The 16,516-nt window shown below is 53.7% G+C and carries 9 protein-coding genes; all 9 read left to right on the forward strand.

Annotated elements, in window-relative coordinates; translation table 11 throughout:
* The 9 genes from CJP46_RS03305 (at position 1) to CJP46_RS03345 (ending at position 16,428) form a co-directional block, all read left to right on the forward strand.
* Entirely contained in the window at positions 1-1,326 is a 1,326-nt protein-coding gene (locus CJP46_RS03305; RefSeq protein ID WP_256992166.1) for an alpha-L-fucosidase, read from the forward strand.
* 26 nt (positions 1,327-1,352) lie between these two features.
* The gene (locus CJP46_RS03310) at positions 1,353-3,605 is read left to right on the forward strand and encodes a glycosyl hydrolase family 95 catalytic domain-containing protein (RefSeq protein WP_094594165.1); all 2,253 of its coding nucleotides are present in this window, start codon (positions 1,353-1,355) and stop codon (positions 3,603-3,605) included.
* Positions 3,598-5,253 (forward strand): hypothetical protein, encoded by a 1,656-nt coding sequence (locus tag CJP46_RS03315; protein ID WP_094594166.1) that lies wholly within the window; start codon positions 3,598-3,600, stop codon positions 5,251-5,253. The genes CJP46_RS03310 and CJP46_RS03315 overlap by 8 nt, the downstream gene beginning before the upstream one ends.
* A gap of 111 nt (positions 5,254-5,364) precedes the next feature.
* Positions 5,365-7,197, forward strand: coding sequence for a hypothetical protein (locus tag CJP46_RS03320; protein ID WP_094594167.1), 1,833 nt, complete (start codon positions 5,365-5,367; stop codon positions 7,195-7,197).
* A complete protein-coding gene (locus tag CJP46_RS03325; protein ID WP_094594168.1) occupies positions 7,179-8,606 on the forward strand; it encodes a glycoside hydrolase family 28 protein in 1,428 nt (475 codons plus the stop codon). The genes CJP46_RS03320 and CJP46_RS03325 overlap by 19 nt, the downstream gene beginning before the upstream one ends.
* A 31-nt stretch (positions 8,607-8,637) precedes the next feature.
* Positions 8,638-11,370: a hypothetical protein gene (locus CJP46_RS03330; RefSeq protein ID WP_094594169.1), complete on the forward strand. Its 2,733-nt coding sequence runs from the start codon at positions 8,638-8,640 to the stop codon at positions 11,368-11,370.
* Between the two features lie 235 nt (positions 11,371-11,605).
* Positions 11,606-12,916 (forward strand): ABC transporter substrate-binding protein, encoded by a 1,311-nt coding sequence (locus tag CJP46_RS03335; RefSeq protein WP_256992167.1) that lies wholly within the window; start codon positions 11,606-11,608, stop codon positions 12,914-12,916.
* A 217-nt stretch (positions 12,917-13,133) separates the two neighbouring features.
* Positions 13,134-15,269, forward strand: a complete 2,136-nt coding sequence (locus CJP46_RS03340) for an MGH1-like glycoside hydrolase domain-containing protein (protein ID WP_094594171.1) — start codon at positions 13,134-13,136, stop codon at positions 15,267-15,269.
* A gap of 43 nt (positions 15,270-15,312) precedes the next feature.
* Positions 15,313-16,428 carry a sialidase family protein gene (locus tag CJP46_RS03345; RefSeq protein ID WP_094594172.1) on the forward strand — a complete coding sequence of 372 codons (1,116 nt, stop codon included), beginning with the start codon at positions 15,313-15,315 and terminating at the stop codon, positions 16,426-16,428.
* Positions 16,429-16,516 lie beyond the last annotated feature (88 nt).

Genomic DNA, 16,516 nt, shown 5'->3' on the forward strand with positions numbered 1-16,516 from the left:
TTGACTAATTTGACTAATCCTTTGATTCAACAGAACGAGAGAACAGAATGGTTTACGCATGACCGGTTCGGCTTGTTTATTCATTGGGGATTGTATTCGCTCGGTGCCCGCCACGAGTGGCTTAAATCGCGCGAATTTATGACAACCGAGCAGTACGATAAATATTTCAAACGGTTCGACCCGGACCTGTACGACCCTGAACTATGGGCAGAGGCCGCCGCAAATGCCGGAATGAAGTATTTCGTCATTACGACCAAGCATCATGAAGGCTTCTGTTTATGGGACTCCAAGCTGACGGACTATACAGCGGTCCATTCCCCGGCAGGGCGTGATTTGCTTCGGCCCATGGTGGATGCTTTCCGGAAGCGCGATATGAAAACAGGCCTGTATTATTCGCTGCTCGATTGGCAGCATCCGGATTATACCGTCGATGTGAAGCACCCGCTGCGCTACAATCCGGAGTTTATCCAGCAGGACGGCAAGCGCCAGTTTCAGCGTTATGTCGATTATATGTTCGGTCAGACGAGGGAGCTTCTTACGGGCTACGGACCGATCGACCTGTTGTTCCTGGACTTCTCCATTCCGCCGGAAGAAGGTTTCCCCGGCAAAGGGAAAAACGAATGGCAGAGCGAGAAATTTGTAAACATGGTTCGGGAGCTGCAGCCGAACATCCTGCTGAACGACCGGTTGGAAGTTTCCGGTGATATTACGACGCCGGAGCAATATATGCCTAAAGAATGGGTCAAGGTCGGCGGACGTCCCGTGGTCTGGGAGGCTTGCCATACGTTTAGCGGCTCCTGGGGGTATTACCGCGACGAGGAATCGTGGAAGAGCGTCGATATGCTGATCAAGATGCTGATCGATAGCGTTGGCAAAGGCGGCAATTTGCTGCTGAACGTTGGACCGACGGGACGGGGAGAGCTTGATGAGCGCGCCTTGGAGCGCTTGCAGGGCATCGGCGAATGGATGAAGCGGCACAGTCGTTCGATCTATGGCTGCACCGCCGCTCCCGAAGGCGTAAAAGCACCGGACGATTGCCGTTTTACTTACAATCCGAGGACGAATCGTCTGTATTTGCACATGTTTAGCTGGCCGTTCAAGTCGATTCATGTGAGCGGACTGGCCGGCAAGATCGAATACGCACAGCTGCTGAACGACGCATCGGAGATCAAAATGAAGCAGGGCGCTAAGGCAAGCTCGATGGCTGCCGGGGCGTTAAGCGAAGGAAGGGATGCGGACACCGTAACGCTGAGCATCCCGGTGAAGAAGCCGAATGCAGCCGTTCCGGTCATCGAGCTGTTTCTCAAACCGGGAGCTTTTGCCTAGATCCAGTGAAGAAAGGGGACGGTCCTATGATGGCTGATCAAGTCGACATATCCTACGAAGTGCCGTGGACATTGGACACAGCCTATTGCCATGATGGAATACCGCTCTCGAACGGCGTGTTCGGAGCGCTGGTCTGGTTTCAAGAGCAGACGTTGATGCTGACGGTGAACCGTGCCGATTATTGGGATCATCGCGGAGGCACCGTGTGGCGGGATGATTGCACCTACGATCATTTAAAAGCGCTGCTTACGGGCGGCGACTTCGAAAGCGCGCGCGGACTTTTTCCGACCATGATGATGAATGGCAAGGAGAAACGGCCGACGCGGCTTGCGATGGGTCGTATCGAAGTGAAGCTGAAACCGGGAGCCCGCATTCAATCCGCCTCCCTGCTGTTAAATGAAGGGGAAGTGCGGTTGGTCTGTCATGATGAAGGAAGTGAGCATCTCATCCGCCTCACCGTCGCGATCGATCAGCCCGCACTGCTGTTCTCTGCCCCTGCCGGTCTCGTGGAGGCCGTAAATCCCGTACCGTCCTATTCGTTCGCGCGGACGAAGGCCTACTTCGATGACTTCGGAATTGCTGCGCCCGTGTCCGTGGAAGACGGATGGGTGCAGGAGCTGCCGGAGGATCCGTCGTGCGCGGTGCTGCTGAGGCAGCGTGAGGGTATGTTTGCCATCGCCGCGGAATACGGTGCCGATCCGGAAGAAGCGGTAGGCAAGACGCGCGCGATCTTGGATGCCTATTCTCGGCCTGCCGCGGGTTATGACGGCATAACGGCAGGAACACGGGCGCATTGGCGGTCATTATGGCGCAAAGCTGCGGATATATGTTTGCCCGACGAAGAAATGGAGCGGATGTATTACTTGGGCATCTACCGGATGCTGGGCAGCTCCATGCCCGGCAAAATGGCGCCGACGCTGCAAGGCCCGTGGGTGGAAGAATTCCGGAACCCGCCGTGGAGCTGCGATTATCATTTTAATATTAACGTTCAGCAGTGCTTGTGGCCTGCATATGGTGCGAATCTGCTGGACTGCCTCCTGCCGCTGTTCACGATGATCGATGGCTGGAAGCCGATATTGGCCCAGAACGCGAAGCGATTCGTAGGTATAGAAGATGGGTACATGCTGGGTCATTCGGTTGATGATCGGGGTCATCCCGTCGGCGGCATGTGGACCGGAACGATCGATCAAGCCAATACTTCATGGATCGCCCAAATGATGTGGCAGTATGCCCGGTATGCCGGCGATGAGGCGTTCATGCGGGATGAGGTATATCCCTTCATGGTGAGAGCGCTCCGCGTTTTTATCGAGATGATGGAGCGGGATGGCGATCAATACTCGCTTCCGGTAAGCGTTTCTCCCGAATTCGGTGGTTCGTCGCCGAGAGGGCTTGCCCGGAATTCAACCTTTTTCCTTGTCAATGTTCGCTTCTTATGCGAAAAGCTGCTTGAGCTTGAAGAGAAGTACGGCATCGATCCGAAAGCTGCGGCGCTGGCAGCGGATATCTATGAGAAGCTCCCGCCTTACACGGCCGGCCCAAGGCAATTCCAGGAGTTCAGCACAAAGCCTGGGCTTGAGCTGTACTTGTGGGAAGGTCAGCCGCTGTCCGAATCGCACAGGCATCACTCGCATTTAGCCGGCATCTTCCCTTTCGATACGCTGGATATGGAAGATCCCGCGCAGAAAGAAGCGGTGATGAATGCTTACAGGTCATGGGTCGATAAAGGGATGGGGCGCTGGTCGGGCTGGTCGATGCCTTGGGCATCGATCCTGCACAACCGGCTGGGTTCCCCCGACATGGCTCTCTTGTCTCTTCGGCTGCTGAAAGATGTGTATATGATGCCTAGTTTCGCGACTAGACATAATGCCAATTATAGAGGCTTCAGCGAATTCACGGGTGGCGACGTCATGCAGGTAGAGGCGTCGATTGCCGCAGCCGGCGCCATCCTGGAAATGTATGTGAGCTGCGTCAGGGGACTGATCCGCGTGTTCAGCGGCTTGCCGGGGCGCTTCAAAGATGCATCCTTCTCGGGGATCCGGACCGAGGGCGCCTTCCTGCTCTCAGGCGTCAAGCGTTCCGGAAAGGTGCTGACGGTTACAGTGTTCAGCGAGCGGGACGAAACGCTTCGGCTCGCCAACCCTTTCGGGGGGAGGGCCGCGATTCGCAAGGACGGTCAGCTGATTTGGACGGAGGAGGACGTCATTGTACTGGAGCTCCGGGGCGGAGAAAGCATTGTCCTTGAAAATGCGGAGAATGGAGGAATCGCAGCTAATGGGTAATCGAGCTTCAGCAAGCAGCACGAGATTCGGCATTCAGGGTCCTGTGGTAGCATGGCAGGATCCTTGGGCGGGAGATGCGTCTGACCGCGTGATGCGGACGGGAACCGGGGCGGTGTATCCCTCCCAGGACGAAACGCCATCCGGCAAGTCGTTCGTCTCCGCGATGCAAAACCTGGGTGCTGACTTCTACGTTCATCATGTGCTGCCAGGCATGGAAGGCTTCAATGACATGCTGGAAGAAATGAAGAGATCCGGCATGGACGTTTGTCTTGGGAACGAGTACGGCAACATCAACGGCCCATGGGTGGATGGAACGAACCGGTGGGATGTGCCGGATGAGGCAGTTACAGAGGCGGCAGTGAGCGGAAGATTGATCGGACTGCTATATGATGAGCCGGAACATTTGCAGATTAATGCGGCGCAATACCGGAAAGACGGATGGCATCCGCACTGGGGGGCAGCGGACGGGCATGAGTTGAAGGAAGCGGCCGCCGTGGTTGCGAATGCCGTTCATGACCGGGTCACCCGCGTCATGGAGCTGGCCAGTAGCAGCGGATCCACCCAGGCGGATATTCCTCTTATTGCAGAGCATGTGTTTCCGGTTATGTTCCACGTGCATGCAAGCGGCGGCATGGCAGTATGCCCAAAGATTATGAAGGAGTCATTTCAGGCGCTGCAGCTGGGCACTGCGCTTGGGGCTGCCAAGCAGTACAAGCGGCCGATGTGGATTTGCGCGGATTTGTGGGGACCGGACATCGGTCATTGGTTTACCCGGCTCTCCGGGTTCCCGGGCCATTCGCCCGAGGAATTCGCGTCGGCGCTGCGAATGGGTTATCTAATGGCCCCTACGCATTTATTTGCGGAGAACGTAGACGCGCTTCTTCATTTCCGGGATCAGCGCTTCGTACGGACGGAATTCGGAGAGGTATGGCAGCAGTTCATCCGCGAATATGTTCCGGCCCAGCCGCTGAGTTGGTCGCATGCCGATGTCACTCCCGATACGATCCTGATTCACGCGGATGACAGCAATTACGGCCAGAACGCCAGATTGTTCGGCCGCCGGACCGACGAAGCGGCGGAATCGACGAAGAGCGTATTCGCCGCATGGCATCTGCTAAGTCACGGAACCATTCCGGCGCACGGCAGCTGCATGCATATTCCGGGTTATGACTTCCCGAGGCATAAGCTGAAGCGGCAAACTGCCGCCGACAGCTACCCTCTGCAATCCGGCTGTCCAGACCTGCCGCAGACGGCGATGCATACGCTGTTCAACCCTACGAATAACGTAATCGTTTTCGATGAACGGGTGCGCTACGAGCAGCTCGGGCAGCCTAAGCTGATTCTCGCGGCGGGCTCGCGTCTATCCGAAGAGACCGCGGCGGCGATCAGACGCCGGGCGGAGGAAGGCTCCGTCGTTGTCATCATGTCATGGCTTGCGCCTAAGGCTTGGCAAGAAAGCAAGTTGTACCCGAGCGGGGGAGCTTGGGTTGTGACGGACGACTTCTTAAGCGCGGAGGCACGCGAAGCGGCCGCTCCTCACCTGGGGGCTGATGACTGCTGGAGGCTGCGCTTTGGCGATCATGAAGTCCGTTTCTATAAAGGGGATCCCACCGGGCGGACGCTCGAGGTCGAGCTGTTTCACCTTTAATGGCTTCCCGAATGCTGCTGTTCCCCCTATAAAAACAGCGGGTTTAACCTATAAACGAATCGGCGAGAACGTGTAAAGTTATTGTCAGGTGAACGACAAAGGAGATCTAGCATGGAGCAACTGGAAAACCATATTCGATATGTGGGCGGCGTGACCGCTAATACGGATTATCACCACGGGCAGCTGCGCCCGGTGATTGGTGTCCGCAGCAGGCAGGCCGTCAGGGCCAATCGAACACGGCCCGAGCTTTCGGACGGAACGGGGTGGACGTATAACCATGCCCCGATGCTGGCTTTTTGGAAGGGTCAATTTTTTCTCGAATACTTAAGCTGCCCTGTACATGAGCATGTACCGCCAGGTCAAACGCTACTGACTACTTCCGAGAATGGCTGGCATTGGTCGGCTCCCGTCGTCCTGTTTCCTCCTTACCGGCTGGACGAGGCGTTTGCATATCCGGACGGCGAACGGATTCCGGAAGGAACGTACAGTGTCATGCACCAAAGAATGGGCTTCTACGCTTCTTCCAATGGACGTTTGCTGGCATTGGCCTTTTATGGTTTTTGCCCGCTTCCGAGCATCAGCCCGAACAACGGCAGGGGCATTGGCCGTGTAGTCAGGGAAATTATGGACGACGGGAGCTTCGGACCGATTTATTTTATCCGCTTGAACCGGCATGCCGGATGGACGGAGCAGAAGGTGCGGTACCCCCTGTTCACCGCTTCCGGAGATGAAGGTTTAATCGAGGCCTGCGAGGAGCTGCTTGCAGACCGCATAGCAACGCTGCAATGGTGGGAGGAAGACCGCAGTCCCGATGACTTTTATGCCGTGAAAAGCGGAACCGCCTTCAATTCTTACAGGCTGCCTGATGGAAAAATCATGGGATTGTGGAAGCATTCGGTCCATGCGGTATCGGAGGACGAAGGACAATCGTGGGCAACGCAGAGCCGCGCGGAGACCCTGATCATGTCAGGCGGAAAAGTATGGGGCGAACGCACCTCGGACGCCAGGTACGCGCTATTATACAACCCATCGCCGGTCGGGAATCATCGCTGGCCGCTTGCAGCGGTTACGAGCGATGACGGCCTGAAATACGATGAGATGCTCGTCGTCAACGGAGAAGTCCCCCCGCGGCGGTTTTATGGAAATCATAAAAATTATGGCATGAGCTATACCCGCGGCATTGAAGCAGGGGATACGCCCCCGGGCGGCAGCATGTGGGTAACGTACAGCTCGAACAAAGAGGACATATGGGTGAGCGAAATTCCCGTTCCGATACGTTACAAGGTTAGCGAGCCCGTCCATGACACGTTTAATGGCTTGAAGGAAGAGGACAGGGTGCCGGATTGGAATATTTACAGCCCGCAGTGGGCCAGCGTTTCCGTTTCCCCCGTTCCTTCCGTGAGCGACCGGAGCCTGGAGCTTCGCGATGCAGATCCTTACGATTATGCAAAGGCGGAGCGCGTATTTCCTGAATGCGCTGCAGGCGAGGTGAGGATAAGGCTGATGGCGAAGCAATCGGATCAAGGACAATTGGATATCGAACTGTGCGATGCCAAAAGCTCGGCGGCGATACGTTTGCGGTTAGCATCCGGCGGTATGCTGCAGGTACTTCAAGCAGGTACATGGATAACGCTGCAGCCGTATGAGTCCGGTATCTGGTACGACATGGCCATTCGTTTTGATACGGGGGGCCAGCGCTACACTGTGAAAGTGAACGATCGTGACGCTGCGAAAGCGTATTCGTTTTCCATGCCTGCTTATACGCTCGAAAGGCTCACGCTCAGAACCGGTCCGGCCCGGCGGGAACCGAACGTTGAGACACCGCTGGTGACCGAGGATGTGGTGCATCCGGACGAACCGGTTCCAGCCGTTCATTATTATATTAACGAAATGCAAATGAACCCGTTGAAAGGAGATGCCGATTCATGGCAGCGACAAAGCTAACGGAAGAAAAAGACTTGCCGTTCGATATGCCTACAGTGGAATTGCCCGATATTCCGGACAAAGAGTTCAATATTGTTGATTTCGGCGCGGTTGGCGACGGGCGGTTTGACAATACGTCATCCATCCATGCAGCGATTGAGGCTTGTGCATCACAAGGGGGAGGGACGGTCCGCATACCTGCGGGTATTTGGCAGACCGGGCCCATTCGCCTTCAGAGCCATATACGGCTGGATACCGAATCCGGTGCGCTCGTGATTTTCAGCAGCAATCGCGATGATTACCCGCTGATTATTACAAGTTATGAAGGACTGCGCACCGTTCGCTGCATATCCGCGATTTACGGCGCTGATCTGGAGAATGTCGCGATTACGGGACAAGGCGTGTTTGACGGATCTGGAGAAGCCTGGCGACCGGTAAAACGGATGAAGTTGACGGAAGCCGGGTGGCAGAAGCTGCTGAACTCCGGCGGTTATGTCGAGGGGGGGACCTGGTGGCCGACGGAGATGTCTTTAAAGGGCGCAAGTCTTGTCAAGAGCTTGATCGCAAACGATGTTCAGGATCCGTCGGCTTTTCAGCCTGCCCGCGATCATTTGCGGCCAACGCTCCTGCAGCTGGATCGCTGCCGAAAAGTATTGCTCGATGGCCCGACCTTTCGAAATTCAGCAGCTTGGAATGTGCACCCCTGGTTATGTGAGCACGTAACGATTCGGAATGTATCGATCCGCAATCCGTGGAATTCGCAGAATGGCGATGGACTGGATCTCGACTCTTGCCGGTTTGTGGACATTTACGATTCGATCTTCGACGTAGGGGATGACGCGATCTGCATCAAGTCAGGCAAGGATGCGGACGGACGGGACCTCGGAACACCTACGGAATTCGTTACGATCCGAAGCTGCCAAGTGTTTCACGGGCATGGAGGCTTCGTCGTTGGCAGCGAAATGTCGGGCGGCGTCCGTCATGTTTATTTGACGGACTGCGTATTCATCGGCACCGACGCGGGGCTCCGCTTCAAAAGTACAAGAGGTCGCGGAGGGACGGTGGAGAAAATTTACATCCGCAATGTCCGGATGAAAGATATCGGCAAGGAAGCGATTATTTTCAGTTCGTATTATTCGGGAAAGAACAACACGGAGGAGGCGGTCCCCGTCTCGGATGAGACGCCGGTGTTCCGCGATGTTACGATCCGCGATACAACCTGCGTCGGAGCCGGCAAAGCTGTGCTCATCAAAGGTCTGCCTGAAATGCCGGTCCAAAACATCCTCTTCGAAAATGTGCTGTTAACAGCCCGAACCGGAGCAACCTGCGAAAATGCTGAAAATATTGTGTTCCGACACACGACGGTCATCCCTGAGCAAGGAGAACCATTTACAGTGGATGATGCTGAGAAGGTCATCATTGCAGAATAATCGTTACGCCACATGGACTGGAGGAAGACGCATGCTGGAAATGATCACGATAGGCTACGATATGGATGTGGCGCCTCGTATAAAGCATGGAGTGGGCATGCTGAAGACAGCGCTTGAGGCATGCGGGTACAGCGTAGTAGAACGTCCAGGGGGCTGGACTTGGGACCGTTACAGGGAAACGGAAGGAAGCAGAATATACGTCGGTTGCCGGACTCACTCCGAGCTGCTCGCGGGACTTGAGGAGCAAGAGGTGTTGCTATACCACAAAGAAGACCCGGCCTTGGAAGCGTTCTATCTGTGCTCCTGTCCAGGGCAGCTGACAGTCGTGTCCGGAGGAAATGAGAGCGGTGCATTATACGGATGCCAGGAACTGTCGAGAATCGTCAGAGAACAAGGCTCACTTCCGCGCGAGCTGGCGTACGGAGATGCTCCCCGTTTGGTTTGGCGCGGACCCGCGATCGGCATCCAGAAGCAGGAGGTCGAGTCTGGACGCGAGCCGTTTGAATATCCGTGGACGGCTGACCGCTTTCCCTGGCTGTACGATAAAGCGATGTGGTTGGACTATTTAAACATGCTGCTTGAGCATCGGGGCAATGTGCTATTTTTGTGGAACGCCAATCCGTTCTCCTCGTTAATCGATCTGCCGGAAGAGCCAGAGGCGCTTGAAGTGACCAAATTACAGCTGGAGCGGAATGCCGGTATGCTCAGATGGTTGACAGAAGAGGCCGACAAGCGCGGCATTCGGGTCTTTTTGTCATTCTACAGTATCCATATTCCCCATAAGTTTGCTGATAAGCATGGGCTCGCGTACAAGCAGATTCAGCCCACACCGGCGACGAGCCACTACTACAAGCGGCTGCTGTCCGAATTTGTGCTGGCCTTTCCTACGGTAGGGCTGATGGTGTGTCTCGGTGAACAACTGAAGGGGGAAATGTACGGGGCGGAGTGGCTTTGCGAGACGATTCTGCCTGGAATTATGGACGGAGTGCGCCAGTCTTCGGCCGCAGAGCCGCCTCCGGTCATTGTCCGCTCGCACGGCATTGAGATCGAGAAGGTTATGGAAGCTGCCGCTCCCCTGTATCCGGGTCTGCATTCCGAAATGAAGTATAACGGAGAATCACTCACGACTTGGACGCCGCGCGGCGCCGCACAGAAGGTCCATCAGCGGCTTGGCTCGCAGGCCAACGAGCATGTCGCTACGATCCATTCAGTAACCAATCTGGAGCCTTTTCGCTGGGGGGCGCCATCGTTTATTCAGCGGTGTGTCCAAGCCGTTCATTACCGGCTGAACGCCTCATCCCTCCAATTTTACCCGTTGTCCTACTGGGGCTGGCCGTATGCGCCTGACCGGACGGATATCCGGTTGAAACAGATGGAGCGGGACTGGATCTGGTTTGAAGCATGGCTCAGGTATGCCTGGAATCCGGATAGGGATGTAAGAGCCGAGAGGCAGCATTGGATTGCCCGCCTGGAGCACAAGTATGGCAGCAGGGAGGCCGGCGAACGAATCCTTGATGCGTATGAAGCTTCCGGGAAGTGTGCGCCGATGCTGCTTCGACGCTTCGGCATCACGCAGGGCAACCGTCAAACGATGAGTCTGGGGATGACGATGAGCCAGCTGACGAATCCGGACCGGTACGTACCTTGGTCAGAGCTGTGGAAGTCGCACGCTCCTCCTGGGGAACGTTTGGAAGAATACGTGCTGAAGGATTTGGCTGGCCTGCCTCATATAGGGGAGACCCCGCTCGATATCGTCAAAGAGGTGGAGCGTTCTTCCGAAGAGGCCTTTAACGCCGTGAACCTGGCCAGAAATTCCGTGCTGAAAAGTAAAGCTGAATTCGAACGATTCGCCAGCGATGTCGAAGCGATCCGGGCGATGACGGGCGTGTACACATGCAAGGTAAGAGCCGCCATGCTCGTTTTGATGTATAAGCATATGGTTGGAGGAAGGTATACGATCAAGGTTGAGCTGTTGGAAGAAGCGGCCGAATGGGTCGAGAGAAGCGTCGCGGAGTACTGCAGGCTGACTGAGATCACCGAAAGTAAATATTGGTTTGCCGGCGGGATGCAAACGAGGTTTCGCAAAGTGCCATTTCGAGACGGCAAAGCCTTCAACCACTGGAAGGATTGCTTGCCGCTGTATGAACGCGAGCTGGACGTGTTCCGCCGGAGAATCAGCGAATTACGCGCGGGTCAACTGCCCACTGAACTGCTTAGTGCGTCGCCTCCATATGAGCGTTATCGCCAATCCCAATTTACTTTGCACAGTGAGCATGCCGAACTGTTCCGGATTGAGAATGGGGCCCGCGTATTCAAGGATGGAAATATTCCCATTATCTACTGCGCGGAAGAACTGTCCGGTTTGACGGGAATCCGGTTCAGCCAGATGCAGGCCGCGCACGAAGAAATGAGTTTGGACATCGAGCTGCAAAACCCTGCGTTGATCCTGCTTGGATACTTTCATTCCCAGGACGATCCGTGGCTAAAACCAACCGAGCAGGAAATCGAAGAAATCCAGCGGACGGAGCTGGGACCCGTACTGCGCAAAGGTCTACGGTTGTTCGCCTATCCGTCTGTTAATATTCATGCCCTGCCTTATGCGGCAGGAAGGCATACCCTCCGTTTCGGCAGAGGCGCCTTCATCATCGCGGGTATCGTAGAGACCAATCAAAAGCTGTCGGATCGGGAATTCAATCCGCGAAATAACGACAGAGTTCTGCTCGATTGGCTGTATGAAGCAACAGAGGAACGGGTCACGCCATAGATATTTGAAGTTTGTTGAATCCCCCTATAGGGAAGGTTGCTTCGCCCTAAGATTCTTCCCACTTTCCTAACTATAATTAGCAACAGCCAAAGATAATTCAACCCATACGCGGAAAGGGGGACGAAGCTGTATTTTTCAGCAGAATAGACAGCGCTTACAAGGGAATTCAGGGTCAACTCAAAGGGAGGAAATAAATCTTATGGTACGTAAGATGATGACGACGGTGCTATCCGCCATGATGCTGTTATCCGTTCTGGCAGCATGTACGAGCAAAGGGGCCGATTCCAATGCCGAAGAGTCGCAAACCACCAAACCTGCGGATGCGAATACCGAAGGGACGGCCAGTACAAATAATCCGGATGAGATCACAGCCGACCTGACCTGGTTTGGTCTTGCATCGCAGAAGGATTTTGAGGACCGCTACGGACAGTATATTATGAAAAAATTCCCTAACATCAAAATCACCTACATTAATCAAACGGATGACCGCAGATTGGAGCAAGTCATCGCGTCAGGCACGCAAATTGATATGTATTTATCGTCTGCAGGCGAGCTGCGTGAAGATTATATTCCAGCTAATATGGCTCTCGATCTGAATCCATTAATTAAGTCGCATAACATCCCGGTGGATACGATTGAACCGGCTTACCTGGATCCGGTGACGATTGATCAAAAAACGTATTTGTTACCGGTCAGTGACAATAAATTTGTCATGTATTATAACAAAAGCATCTTTGATAAATTCGGCGTTCCATATCCGAAAGACGGCATGACTTGGGACGAAGCGATTGATCTTTCCAAGAAAATAACCCGGAATGAAGATGGCAAGCAATATATGGGATTATGGTTATCTCCAAAGCATTATTTACGGGTTGCTCAAAACTCTGCCGGGTTTGTTGATCCCGAGACGAATAAGGCAACGGTCGATAACGACCAGTGGAAATTCATTTTCGATAACATCTTTTATAAGCTTTCAAGGGACCCGGGAGTACAGCAGCGTGCGCTTGAGAAATTTTATTCCCATGAGGACTTCATGAAAGATTCCGTCATCGCCATGTATGTGTATACATCCGGCTGGATGAATTCTGATGATTCGCTTCCACCGGATTGGGATATCGCATCCGTTCCGGAATTCAAGGAATACCCTGGATTAAATACGCAGACATATGCAACTTACATCGGCATCTCGGCGACATCCAAACAGCAGGACGCTGCCGCAGAAATATTGAAATATTTGACTTCCGAAGAGTATCAGACCATTATATCGAAGCGGGGCATGATTACTCCACTTCTTACACAATCCGTACGCGATGCAGCATTTGCTGATTACGAGTTCGCTAAAACTAAAAATATTCAAGCCCTGTATCATGGCAAACCGGCTCCTTCGAGACCTATGACGGAATATGATGAACTTGTCATTGAGGATGCGTTTCAACTGGACGCGATTCCTAAAATTGTAAGAAATCAACTCGATGTCAACACAGCATTAAGGCAAGCCCAAGAGAATTCGGATAAATTAATTCAAGAACAAATTGCAAAGCAATAAATAAAGCTAAAGTCCTCCCCCACTCGCTGACGGGGGCGGACTTTCTGCTGAGAATGACTAAGAAAATAGGGGATTACGGTAAATACACCACGGCCGAGAATCGAAATATGATTCGATTGCCCTATAAATCCTCCCGCTAAACCCAATGAACTATCTTCACTACAGCAATATGCTAATGCCATGGGGCAGCAGGCAAATGACAGGAGGTGCGTTACGTATGATCGACAATGAACTGAAGGCGGGGAAGAAGACGCTGCGCACGGTTCCGGGAGGCCTGTTGCTGGGTTCCACGGGCGCGCGTCTCTGGGCGGATTACGTTGAGGCAGTCCCAGGTTTCGTAGGCAGGTTCGACTTCATTCACAAAGTCAATATCCCGCTGTTATTCCGTATTTCAATGAATGGACAGTCCTACAATATGGACACGGCAAGATCCGAATGGTATCCCAGCCAGCTTCGGATAACGTACGCCGACGATTGGCTCCGTTTTGAGGAAACGAAATTCATAACTTGGGATGATTGCGCCGTCTCGTGTCAAAGCTGGACAAACCGATCTGATCAAGAGATATCGCTGCATCTGGAGGCGCCTTCGGGATTTGCTGCGGCCGGTGCCGAATGCTTGCAGGGCGGGTTTGATATTCCATTTTATTCCTTCGATATCGATGCATGCATCGCATCGAGCGATTCTCAGTTATTAAATGAAGGAATGAAGGTTGCTCCTGGAGAATCCAAAACATTTATTGTAGCCCTAAGCGCGGGAATCCGTTCGCAGGATCCGATGGACACCTTAATGGATCGTGCAGCCCAAGCGATCAGGAAATACACGGCTGACGTAGCAAAGGCCTCGTCCGAGCAGCGAAAAGCATTTGAGGCATGGTTCGACGGGGCGCCGCGATTTAAGTGCAATGACCCGTTGCTCAACAAAACCTGGGCGTACCGTTGGTTTCTGCTTCGTCATAATTTGGCGGATCCACGGTATGGATTGCTTCAGCATCCGTTGTTTTACGAAGGGCGGTCGCACAAGAAGGGCAAACGCCCGTTTTCAAAAGGCGGATGGGAGTTCAGCAAGCTGATCAATCTGTCCGTTCCGCTTCATATGACCGACGCCAAGTGGCATCACGATCCGTCCGCGAGCATGGGAGCCCTGCGCAATATGCAGGATGCACCGGCGGAGAACGGCATGTACATCTGCTTAACGGTGGATGAACGCATGCATTCTTTTGCCAATTATATCGGGTGGGCCGCCTACAATTTATTTCTCGTTCACCGGGATACAACGGCAATTTTGGAGGCGCTTCCAGGCCTCAAGGCACAGGTGTCAAGCTGGCAGGAAGTATACGGTAATGAGTCGGACAGCTTAATGACAGAATATCGCCACACCCGGACAGGCAAGGAATACCAGCCGAGCTATTGGTATTTTCATAACTATCCGGGGGACCCGAAAGATCCGGAGACATACACCCATGTGAAGCGGGTAGACCGGACCGTCTATCATTACATGAATATCATGGGCGTTGCCCGGCTTTGTGAAATGGTTGGCGATGCGGATTCGGCGAAATTTTTTCAACTGGCCGAGAGGGTCAAGAACGATGTCTTGGCGAAAATGTGGGATGAAGCTACAGCCTTTTTTTACGACCTGCATTATCAGACGGACGAAAAGGCCTTCGTCAAAAATATCGTCGGTTTTTACCCTGCATGGGCGGGTATGCTGGACAGCAGGCATGACCGGCTTGCCACGCATCTGTTGAACCCGGACGAATTTGCTACAACATGCCGGTATCCGAGCGTGTCCGCAGACAGTCCCGCTTACGCCAGGGAGGGCGGCTGGTTCGGCCGATTTGTCAAAGGCCGCAACGGGTGCATGTGGAACGGACCCACCTGGCCTTATACGAACGCCATCGCCCTTGATGCGCTTGCCCGAGAGAGCAAGCGGGAAGATCATGCGTATGACGACGAATTCGCGAAAGGATTAAGGGAATATTCTTTCCTGCATTTCCAGAACCGCGATTTATCGCGGCCATGCCTTGTAGAGCATTATAACAGCCAGACGGGCGAACCGCTTAGCGATGAGCAGGAATACAACCATTCTTATTATATTGATCTGATCATCAGCCATGTCGCGGGGCTATCCCTTTCGGCTGACCGGCTGAGTCTTGAACCGCTTGATATCGGCCTGGATTATTTCGAGCTGGATCGGGTGAAGGCGGCGGGGCAAGACATTCGGATTACATACGGCAAGCCGGGACTAAGCAGATACCCAGACGGCATCGAAGCGGGCTACAGATTGTATGTGAATGACAAACTGGTCTGTAAGCGGGACCGGTTGACATCTATCCAAACCATTTCTATTCCATAAGAGGATGTTTGAACTTGTATTATAAGAAAAGGGGAGAGGTCTTATGAATGCAACCGAAAGATTTAACGGGATGCTGAGTCAATCCGAGCAGGATCCGCAAATAACGGAGGCGTATCTGCCGATTCGCTATGTGCCGGATAGTCATTCGGCCAATTTGCTGGAGCTGGACAATGGCGATTTGCTGTGCGTCTGGTTCTCGGGGAGCGGCGAGGGCAATCCCGATACGAATGTGCTGCTGGCAAGGCTTCCTGCCGGGGGAAACCGTTGGGAGGAACCGATTGAAGTCGCTTCAGACCCGGAGCGTTCCGAACAAAATCCGTTAGTATTCCAGGCGCCGGATGGAAAACTCTGGCTTATGCACACATCGACCGAGCCGCATAATCAACGGACCTCGAGAGTCGTCGTCCGGATTTCGGATGATCGGGGCCACACCTGGGGCGAGCCGTTTATTCTGCATGAAGGCCCCGGCCTATTCCTTCGTCATCCGATCCTGGCCATGAGCAACGGAGAATGGCTGCTGCCATGCTATTATTGCAAATCGGGCGGGCATTACAGCGTCGTCCTCATATCCAGCGATCAGGGAGCGACTTGGCAGGAATTCGAAATTGATGGCAGCCTGCACCGCGTCCAGATGAGCGTCGTTGAGCGCCAAGACGGGACGTTGTTCGCCGTCTACCGCAGCCGAGAAGCCGATCGGATCTACAGCACAGTTTCGTCCGATTTCGGCAGAACCTGGAGTCCAGCCGCCCGAACGGCACTGCCCAACAATAATTCTTCCGTTCAAATGACGAAGCTATCGAACGGGCACTTAGCGCTGATCTTCAACGATTCTACGATGGAGAGAGACCAATGCCGCTTTGTGCAGAGTAAAGGCGAATGGCGAAAAAAGCCGCTGCGGACGCCGCTGACCGTTGCGATTTCGGAAGACGGAGGAGCCACATGGCCTTATATCAAAAATATTCAGGTTTCCGATCTCGAGTATCGGGAATCACAAATCGGTTATTCGTACCCCAGCATAATGCAGAGCGAGGACGGCTCGATCCATGCGGCATATTCTTACTTACGAAAGGCGATCAAGTATGTTCGATTCACAGAAGATTGGGTGAAGGAAAACGGCAGGGAGCTGTTAAACTATAACTCCATTGAAGAAGAGTTGTGATTCTTGATTCTTCTTGATTTGTAAACGCTTCATTTATCACTGTGCGATGGCACGGGAAATTTCTTAACTCCATCTACACACTTAACCG

It is taken from the genome of Paenibacillus sp. XY044 (genome assembly GCF_002257645.1).
Taxonomy (GTDB): domain Bacteria; phylum Bacillota; class Bacilli; order Paenibacillales; family Paenibacillaceae; genus Paenibacillus_AQ.